The 22,542-nt window shown below is 66.8% G+C and carries 18 protein-coding genes and 1 riboswitch; of the genes, 11 read left to right on the top strand and 7 right to left on the bottom strand.

Translation table 11 applies throughout. From position 1 onward, the window contains the following. Position 1: 1 nt before the first annotated feature. The gene (locus JOF57_RS09890) at positions 2-1,927 is read right to left on the bottom strand and encodes an ABC transporter ATP-binding protein/permease (RefSeq protein WP_209916072.1); all 1,926 of its coding nucleotides are present in this window, start codon (positions 1,925-1,927) and stop codon (positions 2-4) included. A gap of 109 nt (positions 1,928-2,036) precedes the next feature. On the opposite strand from JOF57_RS09890, the gene secA2 reads away from it, so the two are divergent. The 11 genes from secA2 (at position 2,037) to gcvP (ending at position 13,559) form a co-directional block, all read left to right on the top strand. After that, on the top strand, positions 2,037-4,382 hold the full coding sequence (gene secA2, locus JOF57_RS09895) for an accessory Sec system translocase SecA2 (protein ID WP_209916074.1): 2,346 nt from the start codon (positions 2,037-2,039) through the stop codon (positions 4,380-4,382). 9 nt (positions 4,383-4,391) lie between these two features. Then, positions 4,392-4,976, top strand: coding sequence for a CDP-alcohol phosphatidyltransferase family protein (locus JOF57_RS09900; RefSeq protein WP_209916076.1), 585 nt, complete (start codon positions 4,392-4,394; stop codon positions 4,974-4,976). After that, entirely contained in the window at positions 4,973-5,872 is a 900-nt protein-coding gene (locus tag JOF57_RS09905; RefSeq protein ID WP_209916078.1) for a DUF881 domain-containing protein, read from the top strand. The genes JOF57_RS09900 and JOF57_RS09905 overlap by 4 nt, the downstream gene beginning before the upstream one ends. A 28-nt stretch (positions 5,873-5,900) precedes the next feature. After that, positions 5,901-6,233: a small basic family protein gene (locus JOF57_RS09910; protein WP_036449743.1), complete on the top strand. Its 333-nt coding sequence runs from the start codon at positions 5,901-5,903 to the stop codon at positions 6,231-6,233. Position 6,234: 1 nt separating this feature from the next. Then, positions 6,235-7,074 carry a DUF881 domain-containing protein gene (locus JOF57_RS09915; protein ID WP_209916080.1) on the top strand — a complete coding sequence of 280 codons (840 nt, stop codon included), beginning with the start codon at positions 6,235-6,237 and terminating at the stop codon, positions 7,072-7,074. 37 nt (positions 7,075-7,111) lie between these two features. Further along, the gene (gcvH, locus tag JOF57_RS09920) at positions 7,112-7,507 is read left to right on the top strand and encodes a glycine cleavage system protein GcvH (RefSeq protein ID WP_209916082.1); all 396 of its coding nucleotides are present in this window, start codon (positions 7,112-7,114) and stop codon (positions 7,505-7,507) included. Between the two features lie 189 nt (positions 7,508-7,696). Next, entirely contained in the window at positions 7,697-8,176 is a 480-nt protein-coding gene (garA, locus tag JOF57_RS09925) for a glycogen accumulation regulator GarA (RefSeq protein ID WP_209916084.1), read from the top strand. Positions 8,177-8,179: 3 nt separating this feature from the next. Further along, on the top strand, positions 8,180-8,929 hold the full coding sequence (ftsR, locus tag JOF57_RS09930; protein ID WP_209916086.1) for a transcriptional regulator FtsR: 750 nt from the start codon (positions 8,180-8,182) through the stop codon (positions 8,927-8,929). A 110-nt stretch (positions 8,930-9,039) separates the two neighbouring features. Beyond that, positions 9,040-9,534: a bifunctional nuclease family protein gene (locus tag JOF57_RS09935; protein ID WP_064885652.1), complete on the top strand. Its 495-nt coding sequence runs from the start codon at positions 9,040-9,042 to the stop codon at positions 9,532-9,534. A gap of 255 nt (positions 9,535-9,789) precedes the next feature. Continuing rightward, positions 9,790-10,410, top strand: coding sequence for a MerR family transcriptional regulator (locus JOF57_RS09940; RefSeq protein WP_209916088.1), 621 nt, complete (start codon positions 9,790-9,792; stop codon positions 10,408-10,410). 57 nt (positions 10,411-10,467) lie between these two features. Beyond that, a riboswitch (glycine riboswitch) is annotated at positions 10,468-10,566 on the top strand. Between the two features lie 152 nt (positions 10,567-10,718). Beyond that, on the top strand, positions 10,719-13,559 hold the full coding sequence (gcvP, locus tag JOF57_RS09945; RefSeq protein ID WP_209916090.1) for an aminomethyl-transferring glycine dehydrogenase: 2,841 nt from the start codon (positions 10,719-10,721) through the stop codon (positions 13,557-13,559). A gap of 21 nt (positions 13,560-13,580) precedes the next feature. On the opposite strand, the gene JOF57_RS09950 is transcribed toward gcvP, so the two are convergent. From JOF57_RS09950 to JOF57_RS09975, 6 genes are all read right to left on the bottom strand, one after another. After that, the gene (locus JOF57_RS09950) at positions 13,581-14,417 is read right to left on the bottom strand and encodes a thioesterase family protein (protein ID WP_407666626.1); all 837 of its coding nucleotides are present in this window, start codon (positions 14,415-14,417) and stop codon (positions 13,581-13,583) included. 5 nt (positions 14,418-14,422) lie between these two features. Further along, positions 14,423-16,609 (bottom strand): substrate-binding domain-containing protein, encoded by a 2,187-nt coding sequence (locus JOF57_RS09955; RefSeq protein ID WP_209916092.1) that lies wholly within the window; start codon positions 16,607-16,609, stop codon positions 14,423-14,425. A gap of 55 nt (positions 16,610-16,664) precedes the next feature. Then, entirely contained in the window at positions 16,665-18,863 is a 2,199-nt protein-coding gene (locus JOF57_RS09960; protein WP_209916094.1) for a malate synthase G, read from the bottom strand. Between the two features lie 78 nt (positions 18,864-18,941). Continuing rightward, entirely contained in the window at positions 18,942-19,832 is an 891-nt protein-coding gene (locus JOF57_RS09965) for a 3-methyladenine DNA glycosylase (protein WP_209916096.1), read from the bottom strand. Between the two features lie 76 nt (positions 19,833-19,908). Next, positions 19,909-21,018: a hemolysin family protein gene (locus JOF57_RS09970; RefSeq protein WP_209916098.1), complete on the bottom strand. Its 1,110-nt coding sequence runs from the start codon at positions 21,016-21,018 to the stop codon at positions 19,909-19,911. After that, positions 21,011-22,378: a hemolysin family protein gene (locus JOF57_RS09975; protein WP_209916100.1), complete on the bottom strand. Its 1,368-nt coding sequence runs from the start codon at positions 22,376-22,378 to the stop codon at positions 21,011-21,013. The genes JOF57_RS09970 and JOF57_RS09975 overlap by 8 nt, the downstream gene beginning before the upstream one ends. Between the last annotated feature and the right edge of the window lie 164 nt (positions 22,379-22,542).

Consider the following 22,542-nt stretch of genomic DNA (forward strand, 5'->3'; position numbering starts at 1 on the left):
ATCAGGGTTGCTTGACCAGGTCGGCCGCGTCGTCGTCGACCTCGCCCAAGGTCCAGCGACCCTCACCGTGCAGCTGCAGATGCTTCTCGTGGTGCTGGCCCACGGTGCTGCGATGGGTGACGCTGACCAGGATCGTCTCCGGCAGCTCGGACCGCACCAGCGCATACATCGTGTACTCCAGGCCCTCGTCCAGAGCGGAGGTGGCCTCGTCGAAGAACACCACCCGCGGCCGGGTCAGCAGGATCCGGGCGAAGGCGATGCGTTGTTGCTCACCGGGGGAGAGCACCTTCGCCCAGTCGGCCACTTCGGAGAGTCGCTGGGAACACTGCGGCAGTGACACCTTCTGCAGCGCCGCGTGCAGTTCCTCGTCCGGGATGCTGCCGGGCTCGGCCGGATAGGAGACCACCGCGCGCAGATCGCCGAGTGGGACATACGGCATCTGGGACAGGAACATGGTCTCGTTGGCGTCGACCGGATAGCGGAAGGTGCCGGTGGCATAAGGCCAGAGTTGCGCCAAGCTGCGCAGCAGGGTGGTCTTTCCGGCGCCGGACCTGCCGGTCACGATCAGGGTGTCGCCGAGGTTCAGCCGCAGGTCCAGGTTGTCGACCAGCGGCTCACCGGACGGCGTACGCACCTCGACATCCACGAGTTCGACCAGGCAGTCCTGGCTCGGCTCGACAGTCAACTCCGGCAGTTGCCGGGCCTGTTCGTTGGCGACCACCAAGCCGTGCAGACGCATCACCGACGCCCGCCAACCCGCGAAGCCGTCGTAATTGTTGCGGAAGAACGACAAGCCGTCCTGAATGCTGCCAAACGCCGAGGAGGTCTGCGAGATGTCGCCGAGCTTGATCTCACCGGCGAACATTCGCGGCGCCTGGATGATCCACGGCAGCGGATTGATGATCTGGGAGATCGAGAGGTTCCAGCCGTAGAACTTCACCGAGCGGTTGATGAACCGCTTGTAGTTGTCCACCACGGGAGCGAACCGCTTGCGCAGCTGCATCCGTTCGGCCGCCTCGCCACGGTAGAACGCCACGGCCTCGGCGGCGTCGCGCAAGCGGACCAGCGCGTACCGGAACGCCGCGTTGAACTTCTCGTTGTTGAACGTCAGCCGGATCAACGGACGGCCGATCCAGAAGGCGATGACGGTCGCGACGAGCACGTAGGCGATACCGATCCAGAACATCGCCTTCGGCATGGTGAACCCGAACATCGTGAGGTCACCGGAGAGGTTCCACAGGATCACCGTGAAGGAAGCCACACTCACGATGGCGTCGATGGCGCCGAACAACAGAGTGCTCTGCGTGAAGGTATTCGGGTTGCTGGGAAGCGGACCGATGCCGTTGGTGAAAATGTCGATATCGGACTGGATGCGCTGGTCCGGGTTGTCGATGGAGTCGTCGATGAACCGGGTGCGGTAGTAGGCCTTGCGGTCGAGCCAGTCGCCGGTGAGCCGGTCGGTCAGCCAGGCGCGCCAGGCCAACGTGAACCGCTGCATCATGAACAGGTCGAGCATGACCCGGGCGACATGGACCGTGGCCAGGATGCCGAAATGGATGAGGGCCCACCAGAAGCCGTCGACGCCGGACTGTTTGACGGCGTCGTTGCCGCCGCCCATTCCCTCGAACGCGGTCTGCGCCGCCGACATCAGGTCGTTGCTGTAGTAGCTGAACAACACCTGCAACCGGACCCCGGAGATGACCGACAGCAGCAACGCCGACAACCACAGCCACACCTTGACGCTTTCCGGACCGGTGAAGTACCCACCGGTGACGCGCCAGAACTGCCGGCCCCAGGTGGTGAACTTCGCGATCAGTACCAGCACGAGCATGGTGGGAACCGCGGTGTAGACCCACACCTTGGCGATCCACAGCAGTGAAACGGCCAGCTCGGCGCCCCAGTCCAGCGAAGGGCTAAACATCTCCATCCGGGCAAAGTACCCGCATCAGCTGGCGTGAGCCCGGCCGGACGGCTCCAGGCGCGGTCGCGCCGATCCGGTTTCTGGGGCACTCCGCGCGTCCGCGTACCGTGAACGTGTGTCGAAGACGTCCAGCGCCAAACCGGGCCGCTTGAGCAGCAAGTTCTGGAAGTTACTGGGGGCCAGTACCGAGCGCAACGAGGCCCGGTCGCTCTCAGAGGTCAAGGGTGCAGCCGGGTTCGAGGACAAGGCTGCCAAACTCGACGACGAGCAGCTCACCAAAGCCGCCAAGCTGCTCGAGCTGCAGGACCTGGCCGCATCGGCCGACATGCCGCAGTTCCTGGCACTCGCGCGTGAGGCCGCCGACCGGACGACTGGCCTCCGGCCTTTTGATGTGCAGCTGCTCGGTGCGCTGCGCATGCTCGCCGGCGACGTCGTCGAGATGGCCACCGGTGAGGGCAAGACGCTGTCCGGGGCGATCGCAGCGGCCGGCTACGCCATCGGCGGCCGGCACGTCCATGTCATCACCATCAACGACTATCTGGCCAAGCGTGACGCGGAGTGGATGAGCCCGCTGCTGGAGGCGCTCGGTCTGACGGTCGGCTGGATCACCGAGGACTCGACGGCCGAAGAACGGCGCGCCGCCTACGGGTGCGATGTCACCTACGCGTCGGTCAACGAGATCGGCTTCGATGTCCTGCGTGACCAGCTGGTCACCGATGTCGCCGATCTGGTGTCACCCAACCCCGATGTCGCGCTCATCGACGAGGCCGACTCGGTCCTGGTCGACGAGGCACTGGTGCCGCTGGTGCTGGCCGGCACCAGCCACCGTGAGCAGCCCCGCGTCGAGGTCATCCGAATGGTTGGCGACCTGATCGCCGGGACCGATTTCGACACCGACGACGACAACCGCAACGTGCATCTCACCGAGGCCGGTGCCCGCAAGCTGGAAGCTCGGCTGGGAAACATCGACCTGTACTCCGAGGAGCATGTCGCCACCACGCTCACCGAGATCAACGTCGCGCTGCACGCACATGTGCTGCTGCAGCGCGATGTGCACTACATCGTCCGTGACGGCGCGGTCCACCTGATCAACGCGTCCCGTGGACGTATCGCCTCGCTGCAGCGCTGGCCGGACGGTCTGCAGGCCGCCGTCGAGGCCAAGGAGGGCATCGAGACCACCGAGACCGGCGAAGTTCTCGACACCATCACGGTGCAGGCGCTGGTCAACCGCTATCCGACCGTGTGCGGCATGACCGGTACCGCGCTGGCGGCCGGCGAGCAGCTGCGCCAGTTCTACAAGCTCGGGGTGTCGCCGATCCCGCCGAACAAGCCCAATGTCCGCGAGGACGAGACGGACCGGGTGTACCTCGCCGAGGCCGCCAAGAACCACGCCATCGTCGAGCACATCGCCGAGGTGCACGAGACCGGTCAGCCGGTGCTCGTCGGCACCCACGACGTGGCCGAGTCCGAAGACCTGCACCGCAGGCTGATCAAGGCGGGCGTCCCCGCCGTCGTGCTCAACGCCAAGAACGACGCCGAAGAAGCCTCCGTGATCGCCGAGGCAGGCAAGCTGGGCTCGGTCACGGTGTCGACCCAGATGGCCGGTCGCGGCACCGACATCCGGCTCGGCGGGTCCGATGTGGGTGACGACTCGGCAGAGAAGGAGAAGGTCGCCGACCTCGGCGGGCTGCACGTGGTCGGCACGGGCCGGCACCACACCGAACGCCTGGACAATCAGTTGCGCGGGCGGGCCGGACGCCAGGGCGACCCCGGTTCGACGGTGTTCTTTTCCAGCTGGGACGACGAAGTGGTGGCGGCCCACCTCGACGACACCAAGCTGCCTACCGAGACCGACGAGAACGGCCGGATCACCGCACCCAGGGCGGCCGGTCTTCTCGACCACGCACAGCGCGTTGCCGAGGGCAGGCTGCTCGACGTGCACGCCAACACCTGGCGCTACAACCAGTTGATCGCCCAGCAACGCGCGATCATCGTGGACCGCCGCGAAACCCTGCTGCGCACCGACACCGCCCGCCAGGAGTTGGAGGCCCGCTCGCCGGAGCGCTACGCCACCCTGGCCGAGGATCTCGGCGAGGACGGTGAGCAGAAGCTGGAGAAGATCTGCCGCCTGATCATGCTGTACCACCTGGACCGAGGCTGGTGTGACCACCTGGCCTTCCTTGCCGACATCCGGGAGAGCATCCACCTGAGGGCGTTGGGCCGCCAGAACCCGCTCGACGAGTTCCACCGGATGGCCGTCGACGCATTCGCCTCGTTGGCCGCCGATGCCATCGAGGCCGCCCAGCAGACCTTCGACACCGCGGATTCGATCGAGGACGAACCGGGTATCGATCTGTCCAAGTTGGCGCGGCCGACGTCGACGTGGACGTACATGGTCCACGACAATCCACTCAACGACGACACCATGTCGGCGCTGAGCCTGCCGGGTGTGTTCCGCTAGGTTTTAGGCATGGACCATGCCGTGCACGATCGGGTGCTGACGGTGCCCAACGCACTGAGTGCGCTGCGCCTGGTGCTCGTGCCGGTGTTCCTGTGGCTGCTGTTCGACCAGCACGCCAACGGGTGGGCGGTAGCGGTCCTGATGTTCAGCGGGTTCTCCGACTGGGCCGACGGCAAGATCGCGCGCCTCGTCGACAACCAGTCGTCGCGGCTGGGCGAGCTGCTGGACCCGCTCGTCGACCGGATCTACATGGTCATCGTTCCGATCGCCCTGGCGCTGTACGGCGTGGTGCCGTGGTGGGTGGTGCTGACCCTGCTCGGCCGCGATGTGCTGCTGGCCGCCACGCTGCCGATCTTGCGCCGCCGGGGACTGACCGCCCTGCCCGTGACGTATCTGGGCAAGGCCGCCACCTTCGCATTGATGTCGGCCTTCCCGTGGGTGCTGCTCGGCCAGTGGGACGCGACGTGGAGTCGCGTCGCCCTGGCCTGCGGATGGGCCTTCCTGCTGTGGGGAGTGGCGCTGTATCTGTGGTCGGCGGTGCTCTATCTGGTTCAGGTGGGCATGGTGGTGCGACAACTCCCCGTACGGGCATGAGCACCCTGGGTGGTTACGAGTCGGGGGCCGGGCTCAACGACCATGAGGCCCACGCGCCCACCCGGATCCCGCTGCCGTCACTGCTGCGATCGTTGTTGTCCGAGCACCTCGACCCCGGCTATGCCGCGGCCGCGGCCGCGCGTGAGGCCGGCGACCGGCCGCGCCGGCGGGTCCGGGATTTCGGGTGGCTGGCGCTCGGCGCGGGCGCGATCGCCACGGTGTTCGCCGTGGCCGCCGGCCAGGCCCAGACTGCGGCGCCGGCGGCCCGGGAAGCCCAGCACACCATGGCCGGACGGGTGCGCGCGGCTCAGATCGGCGCCGACGCGGCCAGCGCTCAACGGGACACGCTGGTCAATCAGGTGGACACCGAGCGACGCAGCCGGCTCGGGATGGACGAGAACGGCCAGCAATTGCTCGGCAGCCTGGACACCGCCAACATCGAAGCGGCCGCAATCGCGATGATCGGGCCCGGGCTGACCGTCACGGTCACCGATCCCGGCATGTCCAAAGACCTCAGCGACGTGTCCAAACAGCGGGTCGCCGGCGGCCAGCAGATCATCCTCGACCGGGACCTCCAGTTGGTGGTGAACTCACTGTGGGCCAGTGGCGCAGAGGCGGTTTCGGTGGATGGCGTGCGGGTCGGCGCCGGCGTCACGATCAGGCAGGCCGGTGGTGGAATTCTGGTCGACAATCAGCCGATCACCAGTCCGTATGCCATTGTGGCCATCGGACCACCGAAGGGGATGGCCGATGCCTTCGACCGCACTCCGGGTTTGCAGCGGTTGCGGCTGTTGGAGACTTCCTACGGGGTAGGGGTGAATGTGAGTGCGGGTGACGGCCTGACCGTGCCCGCGGTGTCGGTGCGAGATGTCAACTTCGCCAAACAGATTGGATAGGCCGGACGTGCACAGGATGGACCGTTAGATGATCGGGATCGTCGCACTGGTCGTCGGGATCGTGCTCGGGTTGGTGTTTCACCCCAGCGTTCCCGACTTTGTCGAGCCGTACCTGCCGATCGCCGTGGTCGCGGCACTGGACGCGGTGTTCGGGGGGTTGCGCGCCTACCTGGAGCGCATCTTCGACGCCAAGGTGTTCGTGGTCTCGTTCGTTTTCAACGTGTTGGTGGCGGCGTTGATCGTGTACGTCGGTGATCAGCTGGGCGTCGGTACCCAGCTGTCGACGGCGATCATCGTGGTCCTCGGCATCCGGATCTTCGGCAACGCCGCCGCACTGCGGCGCAGGTTGTTCGGCGCCTGACATGAGCGAAGCAGAACCCCCACAGGTTGAGCCGGACCATCCCGACGCGGAGTCCGAGCCCAAGCCTGAGCACCACGGCCGCCATGAGATGCCCGCCGATGTCTCGCCGCGCCGGTTCCGGAATCTGCGGATCGCGCGTCGTAGCCGTTCGCAGTTGGTGTTCGGCGCACTGGGGGTGTTGTTGTGCCTCCTGCTGGGCATGGCGATCGTGACGCAGGTCCGCCAGAACGAGTCGGGGGATTCGCTGGAGACCGCGCGTCCGGCTGATCTGCTGGTGCTGCTCGATTCCTTGCAGCAACGTGAGGCTTCACTCAACACCGAGGTGGCCGATCTGCAGCGCACACTGCAGCAGTTGCAGGCCTCGGGCAGCAGCGATCAGGCCGCGATCGAGAACGCCCGGTCGCGGCTGGAGGCATTGTCCATCCAGATCGGGACGGTGGCCGCCACGGGTCCAGGAGTGACGCTCACCATAGAGGACAACGCTCCTGGAGTGCCCGCCGAAACCATGCTCGATGTGATCAACGAGCTGCGCGCAGCGGGCGCTGAGGCCATCGAGATCCGCGGCGCAGACCCGCAGTCCGCCGTACGGGTCGGCCTCGACACCTGGATCATCGGCACACCTGGCGCGCTCACCGTGGACGACGTGACGCTGCGGCCGCCGTATTCTGTTCTGGCCATAGGGGATCCGCCGACCCTGGCGGCCGCGATGAACATTCCCGGCGGGGCAATGGACAGTGTCAAGCGCGTCGGCGGCACGATGGTGATGCAACAAGCCGAGCGCATCGACGTCACCGCCTTGCGGCAACCGAAACAACGCCAATACGCTCAGCCCGTCAAGTAGTGCAGCAGCAATCAACCGCCCGACCTGAAGGAGCGCCGTGAGCGAGATCCCAGCCGACCTCTACTACACCTCGGAGCACGAGTGGGTAGTGCGTATCGGTGACGACACGGTACGCGTCGGAATCACCGACTATGCGCAGTCCGCCCTCGGCGATGTGGTGTTCGTCCAACTGCCCGACGTCGGCGCCGAGCTGGCCGCCGGCGATGCGTTCGGCGAGGTCGAGTCCACCAAGTCGGTATCGGACCTCTACGCGCCCGTCGCGGCGAAAGTCGTTGCGGTCAACGGTGATCTGGACGGCAGTCCACAACTGGTCAACTCCGACCCCTACGGCGAAGGCTGGCTGGTCGATCTGCGGCTCGAGGAGGGCACGCTCGACGCCGCTCTGGCCGGTTTGCTCGACGCGGACGGCTACCGCGCCGCCGTGACCGAGTGAGGGGTTGTTAGGGTTTCGAAGGCCGGTCGCCAGGACCGGTTCGGCAGTACCCTGCGCGCAGATATCTTCCCCATCGGATCCGGCGGTGGTGGACACAACGATGCCTGAAGCGCGGTACGGTCGACGTGAGACCGACGATGAGCTGGGGCCGCGCCGGCCAACGCCACAGCAGCCAGTGAGGAGCAGCGGGTGACGGAAAAGGACAGCAATTTGGGGGCCGACCAGTCGGAAGACGTGACGGTGGAAACCACATCGGTTTTTCGCGCGGACTTCCTGACCGAACTGGATGCACCCGCAACGGCAGGTTCCGAAGGCGCCGTTTCCGGTGTCGAGGGCCTGCCCGCGGGTTCGGCATTGCTCGTCGTCAAGCGTGGGCCGAATGCCGGATCGCGCTTCCTGCTCGATCAGCCGACCACGTCGGCGGGGCGTCACCCGGACAGCGACATCTTTCTCGATGACGTGACGGTCAGCCGGCGACACGCCGAGTTCCGGTTGGAGAGCGGCGAGTTCCAGGTTGTCGATGTCGGCAGCCTCAACGGTACGTACGTCAACCGCGAGCCGGTCGATTCGGCCGTACTCGCCAACGGCGACGAGGTGCAGATCGGGAAGTTCCGCCTGGTGTTCCTCACCGGCCCTCGATCTGACGACGACAGCGGCCCGACCAGCTAGCCGATGACAGCCCCCGACAGACCTGCGCTGGCCGGGATGTCGATCGGCGCAGTGCTGGACCTGCTGCGGGGCGACTTTCCGGACGTCAGCATCTCCAAGATCCGGTTCCTCGAGGCCGAGGGACTGGTCACCCCGCAGCGCACCGCGTCGGGCTACCGGCGGTTCACTGCATACGACTGTGCGCGGTTGAGGTTCATCCTGACCGCCCAGCGTGACCAGTATCTGCCGTTGAAAGTGATCAAGGCTCAGCTGGACGCCCAGTCGGACGGTGAGTTGCCGCAGACCGGATCGGCCTACGCGGTGCCCCATCTGGTCGGGGTGTCCGAGGGTGGAGACGGCCCGGACGGCGCCGCCGCAGGTGTTTCCGCGGTGGCGCCGACACAGGTCCGGCTGTCTCGTGAAGATCTGTTGACCCGGTCGGGAATCGACGAGGAGATGCTCGGGGCGTTGGTTCGCAACGGCATCATCACGGCCGGACCGGCCGGGTTTTTCGACGAACATTCCGTGGTGATCGCCCAGTGTGCGCGAGCCCTGGGCGACTACGGAGTCGAGCCCCGCCACCTGCGGGCATTTCGGTCCGCGGCGGACCGGCAATCCGACCTGATCGCGCAGATCACCGGCCCGGTGGGTAAGGCGGGCACGGCCGGTGCGCGCGATCGCGCCGACGATCTGGCCCGTGAAGTGGCCGCCCTGGCAATCACTCTCCACACGTCGCTGATCAAGTCCGCCGTACGCGACGTTCTGGATCGCTGAGGACTAGACTCGTTTCGACGGCCAGCTCGTCTAAGTCGGGACCCCTGAGGCGAACTGGCGAAGGACGAAGATTCGACGAAACGGCACGGCGGTGCGAAGGGCAGGCACAGATGGCTGAGGTTCGCGTGGTCGGCATTCGGGTGGAGCAGCCGCAGAACCAACCCGTGTTGCTGTTGCGGGAATCCAACGGTGACCGTTACCTGCCGATCTGGATCGGGCAGTCGGAGGCCGCCGCGATCGCTCTGGAACAGCAGGGTGTCGAGCCCGCCCGGCCGCTCACCCACGACCTGATCCGAGATGTCATTGCCGCCCTCGGACATTCGCTCAAAGAGGTGCGGATCGTCGATCTGCAGGAAGGCACGTTCTACGCCGACCTGATCTTCGACCGCGACATCACGGTGTCGGCCAGGCCGTCGGACTCGGTGGCGATCGCCCTGCGTGTCGGTGTGCCGATCTACGTGGAGGAGGCGGTGCTGGCCGAGGCCGGCCTGCTGATTCCCGACGAGAACGACGAAGAGGCGACGGGCACCGTCCGTGAGGACGAGGTCGAGAAGTTCAAGGAGTTCCTGGACAGCGTTTCGCCGGACGACTTCAAGGCCACCTGATCGTCGCCCGCGCCGCGGTACCGTCGCAGATCACGGATACGTCTCAACTGCGCATACCGGTGTCGACACGCGGCGCGGGAGCCGATCAGGCCGGAATTCGGGCGCCATACTTTCTTCGCAGCGGGCAATCAGGACTCGGCGGAAAGCGTATGCTCGACACATTCGAGCTCACCGCAAACCGCCGCAGTAGAGATTGCTGCGGTGCAGGACATATCGATACGGCGCGGGCGAGTTTGATCGGCGAGAGGATTCACAGTGGGTGACACGCCACGGCAGGAAGAGCTGGATCTGGCCAACGGGAGCGGTGCGGAGCCGCCTGTCAGGCCAGCTGGCGAGCCGGTGCAGGGTGGCCTGTTCCCCGACGACTCGGTGCCCGACGAACTGGTCGGATACCGCGGGCCCAGTGCCTGCCAGATCGCCGGCATCACCTACCGGCAGCTCGATTACTGGGCGCGTACCTCCCTGGTGGTTCCGTCCATCCGGGGTGCGGCCGGTTCGGGCAGCCAACGGCTCTACTCGTTCAAGGACGTCCTGGTCCTCAAGATCGTCAAGCGGTTGCTGGACACCGGTATCTCGTTGCACAACATCCGGGTCGCCGTCGACCACCTGCGCCAGCGCGGCGTGCAGGATCTAGCCAACATCACCCTGTTCTCCGATGGCACCACGGTCTACGAATGCACCTCGGCCGAAGAGGTCGTGGATCTGCTGCAGGGCGGTCAGGGCGTGTTCGGCATCGCGGTGTCCGGAGCAATGCGTGAGCTGACCGGCACCATCGCCGATTTCCCGGGTGAGCGTGCCGACGGCGGCGAGTCCATCGCCTCACCCGAGGATGAGCTGGCCTCGCGGCGCAAGACCCGCGACCGCAAGATCGGCTGAGTTCCCCCGCGCCTGTTCGCGTCTACCGGCGTGCTGCCGGTAGAATTGCCGACGCATCGCCCTCGTGCGGGAGAGCTTCGTGACAGCCAGCCACGGACGCCGAAGGAGCAATACCTCTCCGTCAACCTCTCAGGCACCCAGGACCGCGCAGGCCCCGATGCCTCTGGAAAGTGGTGCCCACTGGGCACCCGCCCATGGGGAAAAGTCCTGTATCGGGGCTGAATCTCTCAGGCGCCCGGACCGGGTCGACGACAGAGGGAGAGGGACTGTAGGACGTCTGCGTACGTCTGCGCCTCCAGGAGAGTGTCGTGTCCGACCAGCTTCAATCGCGTTTCGCCGATCGCCATATCGGCCCGGACGCCACCGCCGTTGCCACCATGCTCGAGGTGATCGGTGTCGCATCGCTCGACGACCTCGCTGCCAAGGCGCTGCCGGCAGGCATTCTCGATGCGCTGTCCTCCGGCGGGGTCGCCCCGGGCCTTGAGGGTCTGCCCGCGCCCGCCACCGAAGAGCAGTCGCTTGCGGAGCTGCGTGCGTTGGCTGACTCCAACACGACCGCGGTCTCGATGATCGGCCAGGGCTACTTCGACACCTTCACGCCCGCCGTGCTGCGGCGCAACATTCTTGAGAACCCCGCCTGGTACACCGCCTACACGCCGTATCAGCCCGAGATCAGCCAGGGCCGGCTCGAAGTGTTGCTCAACTTCCAGACCATGGTGTCGGAACTGACCGGACTCGAGGTGGCCAACTCCTCGATGCTCGACGAAGGCACCGCCGCGGCCGAGGCCATGACCCTGATGCACCGTGCGACCAAATCCAAGACGAACCGGCTGCTGGTCGACACCGATGTGTACGCGCAGACGGCGGCCGTGCTGGCCACTCGCGCACAACCGCTCGGCATCGAGATCGTCACGACGGACCTCCGCGAGGGGCTCCCTGACGGCGAGTTCTTCGGCGTCATCGTGCAGCTGCCCGGAGCCAGTGGTCGCGTCGACGACTGGACGGGGCTGATCGGCGAAGCCCATGAGCGTGGCGCACTGGTGGCCGTGGGTGCCGACCTGCTGGCGATGACGGTCATCACCCCGCCGGGCGAGATCGGGGCCGACGTCGCCTTCGGCACCAGCCAACGGTTCGGTGTGCCAATGGGATTCGGCGGTCCGCACGCCGGCTATCTGGCGGTCCACGCCAAGCACGCCCGGCAGTTGCCGGGCCGGTTGGTCGGTGTCTCCGTCGACGCGGATGGGTCGCCGGCCTACCGCCTGGCGCTGCAGACCCGTGAGCAGCACATCCGTCGGGACAAGGCGACCAGCAACATCTGTACCGCGCAGGTGCTGTTGGCCGTGATGGCGGCGATGTACGCCAGCTATCACGGCGCACAGGGATTGACCGCGATCGCTCGCCGCGTGCACGACCATGCCGCTGCCATCGCGCACGCACTCGGTGATGCGCTGATCCACGACACGTACTTCGACACTGTGCTGGCCCGGGTCCCCGGACGTGCCGACGCGGTGGTCGCGGCCGCCAAGGCCAAGGGGATCAACCTGTGGCGTGTGGACACCGACCACGTGTCGGTGTCCTGCGACGAGGTCACCACCGACGAGCATGTGGCCGCCGTGCTTGAGGCATTCGGGGTTGCGCCCGTCGGTACGGCCGTTGCCGGCGACTCGAGTGTGGCCTCCCGTACCTCGGAGTTCCTGACCCATCCGGCATTCAACTCATACCGCACCGAGACCGAGATGATGCGCTACCTCCGGATGCTGGCGGACAAGGATATTGCCTTGGACCGCAGCATGATTCCGCTGGGCTCCTGCACGATGAAGCTCAATGCGGCCGCCGAGATGGAGCCGATCACCTGGCCGGAGTTCGGCCGTCAGCACCCGTTCGCGCCGGCCTCGGACAATCCGGGCCTGCGCAAGCTGATCGCCGATCTGCAGGACTGGCTCACCGGGATCACCGGCTACGACCAGATTTCGTTGCAGCCCAACGCCGGATCCCAGGGGGAGTACGCCGGACTGTTGGCGATCAAGGCCTATCACGACGCACGTGGAGACACCGGACGTGACCTCTGCCTGATCCCGTCGAGCGCGCACGGCACCAACGCCGCGTCGGCCGCGCTGGCCGGCATGCGCGTCGTGGTGGTGGCCTGCCGCGAGAACGGCGATGTCGATCTCGACGACCTGCGCGCGAAGATCGCCGAACATGCGGATCATGTTGCGGCGCTGATGATCACCTACCCGTCGACGCACGGTGTGTACGAGCACGACGTCGCCGACATCTGTGCGGCGGTGCACGATGTGGGGGGACAGGTCTATGTGGACGGCGCAAACCTCAACGCGCTGGTCGGGCTGGCCCGACCGGGTCGCTTCGGCGGCGATGTCAGCCATCTGAACCTGCACAAGACGTTCTGCATCCCGCACGGTGGTGGCGGTCCCGGCGTCGGTCCGGTCGCGGTTCGCTCGCATCTGGCCCCGTTCCTGCCGGGCCATCCGTTGGCCGACGAGCTGCCCGACGAGCACACCGTCTCGTCGGCGCCGTACGGGTCCGCGTCGATCCTGCCGATCACCTGGGCCTACATCCGGATGATGGGCGCCCCGGGCCTGCGTGCAGCGACCCTGACCGCGATCGCGTCGGCCAACTATGTGGCCCGTCGCCTCGACGAGTACTACCCGGTCCTCTACACCGGGGAGAACGGGATGGTCGCCCATGAGTGCATCCTGGATCTGCGCGGGATCACCAAGGACACCGGCGTGACCGTGGATGACGTGGCAAAACGTCTGGCGGACTATGGATTCCATGCCCCGACGATGAGCTTCCCGGTGGCTGGCACGCTGATGGTCGAGCCGACCGAAAGTGAGAGCCTGGCCGAGGTCGACGCGTTCTGCGACGCGATGATCGCCATTCGGGCCGAGATCGACCGGGTCGGCTCGGGGGAGTGGTCGGTGGACGACAACCCGTTGCGTGGTGCCCCGCACACCGCCGAGTGCCTGTTGGTGGCCGACTGGGATCACCCGTATACCCGCGAACAGGCCGCCTACCCGTTGGGCAAGGGATTCCGTCCCAAGGTGTGGCCGCCGGTGCGTCGCATCGACGGCGCGTACGGCGACCGGAACCTGGTGTGCTCCTGCCCGCCGATCGAGGCGTTCGCGTAGCGCGCCGTCAGGCGGGCAGGGTCACCTCAGGCCGATGTGCCGGGGTGGCCTGAACGCGTCTGCCGGTTGGGCAAGCGCCACCGCGATACTGCTGCCGATCGGGCCGTGCCGGTCGAAGAGGGTGGCCGCCCCGGATGCGATACCCGAGCCGCTGTGATGACTCTGGGCTGCCAGGCCGATGTATTCGCCGTCGGGCCGGCGGCTCAGTGACACCGTGAAATCTGCGTTGATGTAACGCAAACCTCCTGTGCCCCAATGTGTCAGCGCGCTGGTGACGTCCCCGGCCAGGGCGAGCCGGGTGAACGGGGTCATCGGATGGTCGGCAATCAGTGGCCGGACCTCCTTCACCCAGGCGAACTTCGGTGCGTGGTCCTGTTCCCACTCGGGCGAGGTGCCGCCCAGCACGCCTTCCGATCCGCTGGCGCCGTAGGCCCACAGTAGAAACGGCATCTCGATCTCGGGCACGTCGGAGTCGTCGGGGAGTGGCGGCATGCTGACCGGGGCAGACCACACGGTTCCCTCCGGGTGGTCACCCCGGCGCAGGAACACCGCGCTGGCCCGTGACACCACGGTGTCGCGTTGCAGCACCTCCGCGTCGATCACCGTGATGCGCTTGCCCTCCCGTTGCACCGTCGTGCGTAGATACACCGGCTCCATGAACGTGGGGCGGAGCAGATCGACGGTCAGCCGGGCGGGTTGCAGCGCAGGGTCGGCCTGTGCGCCCTCCACCGCCCAGCCGAGCAGCCCGCCCATGATGTGGCCGCTGACCGTCGACCCCCATGGGCCCTGTGCCAACGGTCCGGGCACATAGCTGTCGCCGTTGACAGTGAAGAACGCGTCGGATTCTGGCACCGGGATGCGGCTCAGCCCAACATCGTGTTGATCGCGGTGGTCAGCTCGGGCGAAGTGGAGCTGGAGATGTGTTGGTAGGTGCCGCTACTGGCCTGCGTGACGGCTTCCCACGTGGCCTTGTCGGAGCCACCGCCGAAGTCGATCACGTTGACCGCAATCGGACGGGCGGGGTCGAATGCGCCGCGGATGTACTCCTGCAGCCCAGCCCCATCCAGACTCTGGTCTGTGTGCGGTCCGGCGGTGATCACCAGGATCGAATTACTCTGACCCTCACGATATTTCGACAGTGCTTCGGTGTAGAGCATGCGTAGCGTGGTGAACGACACCGCGCCGCCACCCGAGGCGGACTGCTCGTCCAGTGTCGAGGTCAGCACATCGGAGCGGCGCTGCCCGTTGACCGGTTCAGCCAACGGACCGGTCGAAATCTCCGAACGCCCCTCGGTGCCGTCAAAGGTCCAGAGGCCGACTGCGGCGGTATCCGGCAGTGCCTTGACCCGGCTGTCGAGCGCTGCCGCGACGTTGGCCAACCGGGACTTGCCGCCCTCCTCGGTCGGCATCGACTGGTCGAGCATGATCGTGACCGCAGGTTTTCCGGACGGTGCGGCGGTGGCATTGGACAGCGTCACCCGCGTGGCGTTGTCACCGACCGACAACGGTGCGGCGAGCTGACTGAAAGACGTGACATCGCTGGACGGTGGCTTTGTCCCCTCGGCGCGGAACCCCGCCTTGGCGAACGCGGCGAGCTGCTCGGGCTTGCGCAGGTAGCGCGCGAACTCGCTGGCGGCGGTGACCTGTTCCTTCTCCAGCCAGTCCCCGGACAACAGCACCGTCGGATAGTCGGCGGTGGCGGGGGCCCCCGGCGGCAGCCAACCGGCCAACGAGGACCTGACGTCGTCGACCGAGGTGGCCCGCTGGAACAGTTGCTGCTCGGTGGTGGCCACGGCGTGCACCGGCGCGGTCGCCGGATCGGAGGCGTTGAGCAACGCGTCGAAGGCGGTGCCCAACTCGGAGTCATCGAGTTTGGGCTGCCCCTGGATCAGGCTGCTCGCACCGCTCATACCGGAGGTCGCCGGCGCGCCGGACGGAGCCGTCGCCGCGGCGACAGCCTCGACGACGAGGGAGGCGGCATCGCCGTTGCTGCGGGTCGGTAGCGCCAGTTTGAGCGTGCCCCACCCGGGCAGCTTGAGCGCGTTCATCGCTGCCGGGCTGCTCTGAAGTTGCGGCAGAGTAGCCCAGGTCTGTTGTGCCAGTGCGTCCTTGAGCTGAGGGCGGACCGCAAGCAGGACCGGTGAGGTGACCAGGGACCGGCTGTCGCTGACAGTCTGCGTGCCCGCGGCCGCCTCCAGTCGCGCCTCGGCGATGCCGCTGGCCGGAATCCACAGCGCCGGGCGGTCACCGAGCTCGCTGGGCCACGTGTTGGCGAAACCACCGACCACGCGGTCGGAATCGGCGGACTGCACCCGCACCTTGACGCAGCGGTCACCGACCGGGCTGACCGACTCGTTGTACGCGTTGGCCAAGCCCTCGATGTGGGTCGAGATCGTCGGGTCGGCGATGACGGCGACACCGAGTTCGCCGTCGACGCAACGTGCGGCGGCAGCGTCGCTGCGGCCGGCCAGGACCTCGCCGAAGAAGTTCCACAGGATCACCGCACCGACGACGGCCACCACGGTGACCAGTGCGACGATCACGCTGACGCTGACACCGCGTCGGCCGGACTGCACCGCGCGATGGCTGCCCGTCCACTCACCACCGTCCCAGTCACCGCCGTGCTGGCGACCGGTCGGACCGGACGGCGGCGGCGGTTCGCTCACCGCACCGAACTGGGCGGTCGGCTGATCATCGCCGTACTCCGCGTCGTAGTCGTCGGAGTACGTGCTGCGGTACCCGTCGATGTACTCGTCGTCGTACGAGTCGTCCTCGGCGTTGTCCGATTCGTCATAGTCGGCGTACTCCGAATCGTGGTAGTCCGATTCGTAGTCGTCGTCCCCGTCGGCGTACTGGGGTGCGCGGTATTCGGGTTCGGCCCGGTACCCGCGGTCGTCCCGGTACGTCGGCGAATCCTGGTAGCCGGCATCGGGGTGACGCCCGGACGGGTCGAACTCGTCGTAATCGTCCTCGTAATCGGAGTCCCCGACGTGCCCGTGGTCGGGCCCGTCGGGTGCACCGTCAGGGTCGGGAATGCTGTGCCTGCCCATTCCTAACCCCTGTACGTCTCGCGCCGACTAGTGATCCGGATCCGCCGAAGTCTAATCACTTCCCGGCGGCGCTCGCTTTGAACTCGCGGCGGCGCCGGTGCAGGATCGGCTCGGTGTAGCCGTTGGGCTGCTGGGCTCCGGACAGGATCAGCTCCTGTGCCGCGCCGAACGCGATGCTGGCGTCCGGGTTGGGCGCCATCGGCAGGTAGTCCGGGTCCCCGGCGTTCTGCTGGTCGACGACTGCGGCCATCCGGCGCAGGCTGGCCTTGACGTCCTCTTCGGTGATGACGCCGTGACGCAGCCAGTTGGCCAGCAGTTGGCTGGAGATCCGCAGGGTGGCGCGGTCCTCCATCAGCGCGATGTTGTGGATGTCGGGCACCTTCGAGCAGCCGACGCCGGCGTCGATCCAGCGGACCACGTAGCCCAGGATCGACTGGCAGTTGTTGTCCACCTCTTCGTGGATCTCCTCGGGCGACCAGGCGAGCGACTTGTCCGAGAGCGGAATAGTCAGCAGATCTTCGATCGTGGCACGCTTCTTGCCGGTCAGCTCCTTCTGCACCGCCTCGACGTCCACCTCGTGGTAGTGCATCGCGTGCAGGGTGGCCGCGGTCGGTGAGGGCACCCACGCAGTGGTGGCGCCGGCCTTCGGCTGACCGATCTTCTGCTCGACCATGTCCGCCATCAGGTCGGTCATGGCCCACATGCCCTTGCCGATCTGGGCCTTACCGGCCAGGCCGGTGGCCAGGCCGACGTCGACATTGTTGTCCTCGTAGGCCTTGATCCACGGCTGGGCTTTCATGGCGCCCTTGCGGATCATCGGGCCGGCCTCCATCGAGGTATGGATCTCGTCGCCGGTGCGGTCCAGGAAGCCTGTGTTGATGAACACCACGCGGTCCGCGGCAGCCTTGATGGCGGCCTTGAGGTTGACCGTGGTGCGGCGTTCCTCGTCCATGATGCCGACCTTGAGGGTGGACTCGGGCAGGCCGAGCACGTCCTCGACGCGGCCGAACAGCTCGCAGGTGAAGGCGACCTCGTCGGGCCCGTGCATCTTGGGCTTCACGATGTAGACCGAGCCGGTGCGGCTGTTCTTCAGGGGGCCGTTGCCCTCTTCGTCCTTCAGGCCGTGCATGGCGATCAGGCCGGTGAACAGCGCGTCCTGGATGCCCTCGGGGATCTCGTTACCGTCGGCATCCACGATCGCATCGTTGGTCATCAGGTGGCCGACGTTGCGGACGAACAGCAGGCTGCGGCCGGGCAGGCTCAGTTCGCCCTCGCCGTCCGGGGTGGTGAAGGTCCGGTCGGGGTTGAGCGTCCGGGTGAAGGTCTTGCCGCCCTTGGTCATCTCTTCGGCCAGGTCGCCCCGGTTCAGGCCCAGCCAGTTGCGGTAGCCGAGCACCTTGTCGTCGGCGTCGACGGCGGCCACCGAGTCCTCGAAGTCCATGATCGTGGTGATCGCGGATTCCAGCACGACGTCCTTGATGCCCGCGGCATCGGTGGAGCCGATGGGGGAGTCGGGGTCGATCAGGATCTCGATGTGCAGCCCGTGGTTGGCCAGCAGCACCGACCACTGGGGCTGGCCGAGCTCACCGGTGTAGCCGACGAATTGCTCAGGGGTGGCCAGGCCACTCGAGAGACCGTCGCCGTACTCGACGAGCAGCTGGCCGTCATCGATCTTGAGGCCGGTTGCTTCGGCCCAGGTTCCCGCGGCCAACGGGACGGCCTGATCCAGGAAGTTGCGGGCGTAGGCGATCACCTTGTCGCCGCGGATCTGGTTGTAGCCAGTGCCCTTCTCGGCGCCGTCGTCCTCGCTGATGACGTCGGTGCCGTACAGCGCGTCGTACAGCGAGCCCCACCGGGCGTTGGCGGCATTGAGCGCGAAGCGGGCGTTGAGGATCGGCACCACGAGCTGCGGGCCCGCGGTCGAAGTGATCTCGTCGTCCACGCCGGAGGTGGTGATGGTGAAGTCGGCAGGCTCGGGCAACAGGTAGCCGATGTCGGTGAGGAACTGCTTGTACGCCTCGGGGTCGACCGGCTCGAGCACATGAGCGCGGTGCCACTTGTCGATCTGCGCCTGCAGATCATCGCGACGGGCCAGCAGGTCCTGATTCTTCGGGGTGAGGTCAGCGACAACCTTGTCCACACCGGACCAGAAACTGTCCGGATCGACGCCGGTGCCCGGCAGTGCCTCTTTGGTGATGAAGTCGTGCAGCACCTGCGCCACGCGCAGGTTCCCGACAGTCACGCGATTGGTCATGCGCGTTTCCTCCCTCGGCTCCAGGCGCCGTGCGACGCCTGCCGTTTATCCAGCTTACCCATTGGTAACGTCGGCCTTTCAGCCGTCCAGCCTGGTGAGCAACAGCTCACACCGGTTTGCCAGAGTGACCCGCAACGGAGCCGCTCGCTCGGCGATGCGCTGTTGGGCTCTGACGTATTCGGCACGCCCGGCCGGTGTTTCGATGGCGATCGGCTCGAAACCATACTGCGTCAAGTCGTATGGGCTGGCACACATATCGAGTGCCCGTGCGTCGGCCGCCAGATCGAGTGCGTCCATGACCAATTCCGACGGCACCAGCGGGCCCAGTTTGTAGGCCCATTTGTAGGTGTCCATGGCGGCGTGGATGCAGCCGGGCTGCTCGGCGTCGAGCTGCTGCTCCCGGCGCAGTTGCCGGTCGTTGCGGGTGACGGCGGCGTCGGTGAAGAATCGGAACGCGTCAAAATGGCTGCACCGTAAAGGCATTGATTCGACGACGGCATCGGTTCCGGCGGTGCCGAGGCGCAGCGGAACCTGGTCGTGACGTAGCTCGGGAGCCCGGTAGACCATGGCCCACTCGTGCAGTCCGAAGCAGTTCATCCGGGGTGCCCGCGTCGCGGTCGCACGCATCAGTCGGGCCACGAACCGGACCGTCTCGATGCGGGAGAGCAGGTAGTCGTCCCGCACCGTGACGCCGTGCGGGTGCGGGCCGTAACCCGTGCGCCGCAGGTAAGGGGCTGCTGACTGCCCGGCGAGTGTCACCCCGAAACCCGGATGCCATTGGCGTAGCTGGCGGGGGCGAAGGCTGTAGTAGGTGAACAGGAAATCCCACACCGGGTGCGGTTCACCGGCGTGTCGGCGCCGCACGTGCGGTGTGAGGAAGTCGTCGGCGCGCCGCCGGTGTGATTCTGCTCGGGCAGCCCACTCCGGGGGCGCCAGGACCTGCTCGGCAGATCCCGCACGGCCTTCCATATTTCCTCCACCAGGCGGGCCCGTCGCCGCCACGCGGCTCGAGCCTACCGATCAGACCGGGAGACAGTCCCCGAGGTCAGATGCGGTGCGTGCCGTCCCGTACCGTTCCGACCAGATCCTCGACGAGGTCTTCCAGCGCGACCATCGCGGTGACAGTTCCGGCCGCCTCTCCGTCATTCTCGTCGCCCGGCCCCTCGTCACCCTCGTACCCGGGCTCGTCACTCGAGACCACCAGCGCGAGGTGACTGTTACTGCGCCGCATCAGCGACAGCGCGTCGGGCAGCGGCAACGACGCCGGGACGCGGGGCAACGGACGCACCATCGTCACGTCCACCACCGCATCGGGATCGTTGATCTGCGGCAGCACATCCTTGATGTGCAGGTATCCGATGACCGATCCCGACGTATCGGTCACCGGGAAACGGGAGTAGCCGGTCTCGGTGAGCGCCTGCTCGACCGCACCCACGGTCGGCCCGCTGCCCTCGGCGGCCACGGGTATTGCGTGAATGTCGGTCAACGGCATCGCGACGTCGTTGACCGTCCGGCTGCGCGTTTGCAGCGCCCGCGTCAAGCGACCGTGCTCCTCGCTGTCGAGCAGGCCTTCGGACACCGATTCGGCGATCATCTCCGACAGTTCGACGGTCGACACGGCCGAGGCCAGCTCATCGACCGGTTCGACCCGGAACACGCGCAGGGTGGCGTTGGCGCACCAGTTGTAGAAGGCGATGAACGGGCGGGCCGCGCGGATGTACACCAGGTACGGCGGGACCAACAGCATCGCCGCGGTCTCGGGCCCCGCGATCGCGATGTTCTTCGGCACCATCTCGCCGAGCAGCACGTGCAGGATCACCACGACGGCCAGCGCGACGAAGAACGAGACCGTGTGCAGCACGGCGTCGGGTACCCCGATCAACGCGAACGGCGTCTCCAGCAGATGCGCGACGGCCGGTTCACCGACCCGGCCCAGCAGGATCGAGCAGATCGTGATGCCCAGCTGGGAACCGGCCAGCATCAGCGACAGGTGCTCGCCGGCCCGAATGACGGTGACGGCACTGCGTTTACCCTGTTCGGCCAGGGCCTGCAGCCGGTCCCGGCGGGCCGAGATCAGCGCGAACTCTGCCGCCACGAAGAACGCGTTCGCCGCCAGCAGCAGCACCGTCAACAGCACGCCGAGGATGTCACCCATGGTCGTGCTCCCGGTGGCCGAGGCTGGTCAGCTCCAGCAGATCGATCCGGCGGCCGTCCATCCGCACCACGGTGGCCAGCCAGTGCGTGGGTTTGTCAGGATCGCCGTCGGGGTCGAACGCGACGAGCTCCACGGACTCGCCGTTCTCCGGGATGTGGCCGAGTTCCTGCAGGACGAGCCCGCCGATGGTCTCGTATTCACCTTCGGGAGCGCGAAATCCGGTGGCGGCCGCCACCTCGTCGATGCGCAGCAGCCCGGACACCTGCCAGCCCGCCCCGGCCGGCACCACGTCGGGGGTGGCGTCGTCGTGCTCATCGCGTACGTCGCCGACGATCTCCTCGATCAGATCCTCCACCGTCACCATGCCCGCGGTGCCGCCGTATTCATCGACGACGAGCGCGGTCTGCAACCCGTTGGCGCGGATCTGGGTCATCACGGAGTCGCCGTCTAGGGTCGAAGGCACGGTCGCCACCGGCAAGGCCAATGCGGCCAGGCGCATCTTGGCCCGGTCCTCGCGCGGAACCGAGAACACCTGTTTGACGTGGACCACGCCGATCGTCTCGTCGAGGTCGCCCTCGACGATGGGGAACCGCGAATACCCGGTGCGGATCGCGGTGGCCATCAGGTCGGCCACCGAATCGCCGGCGTCGAGTACCTCGATCTTGGAGCGTGGAGTCATCAGTTCCTCGGCGGTGCGCTCACCGAACTGCAGCGAGCGGTGCACCAGCAACGCAGTGGTGGGATCGAGCGACCCGCTGCGGGCCGAATTCCGGACCAGCGATGCCAGCTCCTGGGCCGAGCGGGCCGAGCGCAGCTCCTCGGCGGGTTCGACGCCGAGGCGACGGACGATCCAGTTGGCGGTGCCGTTGGTCAGCCGGATTACCGGGGTGAACAACAACGAGAACAGCAGCTGGAGCGGTGCCGCCGCGCGTGCCGTCGGGACCGGGCGGGCCACGGCCAGGTTCTTGGGCACGAGCTCGCCGAACACCATCGACACCGACGTCGCGATGAGTATCGCCAGGAACAGGGACAGACCACCGGCGAATCTGGCGGGGATGCCGATGGCATCCAGGCCGGGGCGGATCAATTCCCCGACCACGGGTTCGGCGAGGTAACCGGTGGCCAGTGTGGTGATCGAGATGCCGACCTGGGCGCCGGAAAGCTGGAATGACAGGGTGCGGTGTGCGCGGCGGACCAGTTGGTCACGGCGGTCGCCCGAGCGGGCGTTGGCTTCGACCGTGCTGCGCTCCAGTGCGGTCAGGGAGAACTCGGCGGCCACGAAGACCGCCGTGCCGAAGGTGAGTAGAACGATCGCCAGGATCGACAGCAGCGAGAAAATCACGTCTGTTGAGCTGCCCATCAGATCCTCACCAGGGTTACGCCGGGCCTGGGGCCCGGCCGACTAGGAGAGGGGTCGTCAGCTTCGGCGGGCAGTAGGGACTGATGTTCCACCCGGAAGGCCGGTTCAGAACCGGAGGCCTCGGTGGGTGCCTGCGGCACGTGAACCCTTTCGTTCGATCTGAC

The organism is Mycolicibacterium lutetiense (genome assembly GCF_017876775.1).
In the GTDB taxonomy this organism is placed as follows: domain Bacteria; phylum Actinomycetota; class Actinomycetes; order Mycobacteriales; family Mycobacteriaceae; genus Mycobacterium; species Mycobacterium lutetiense.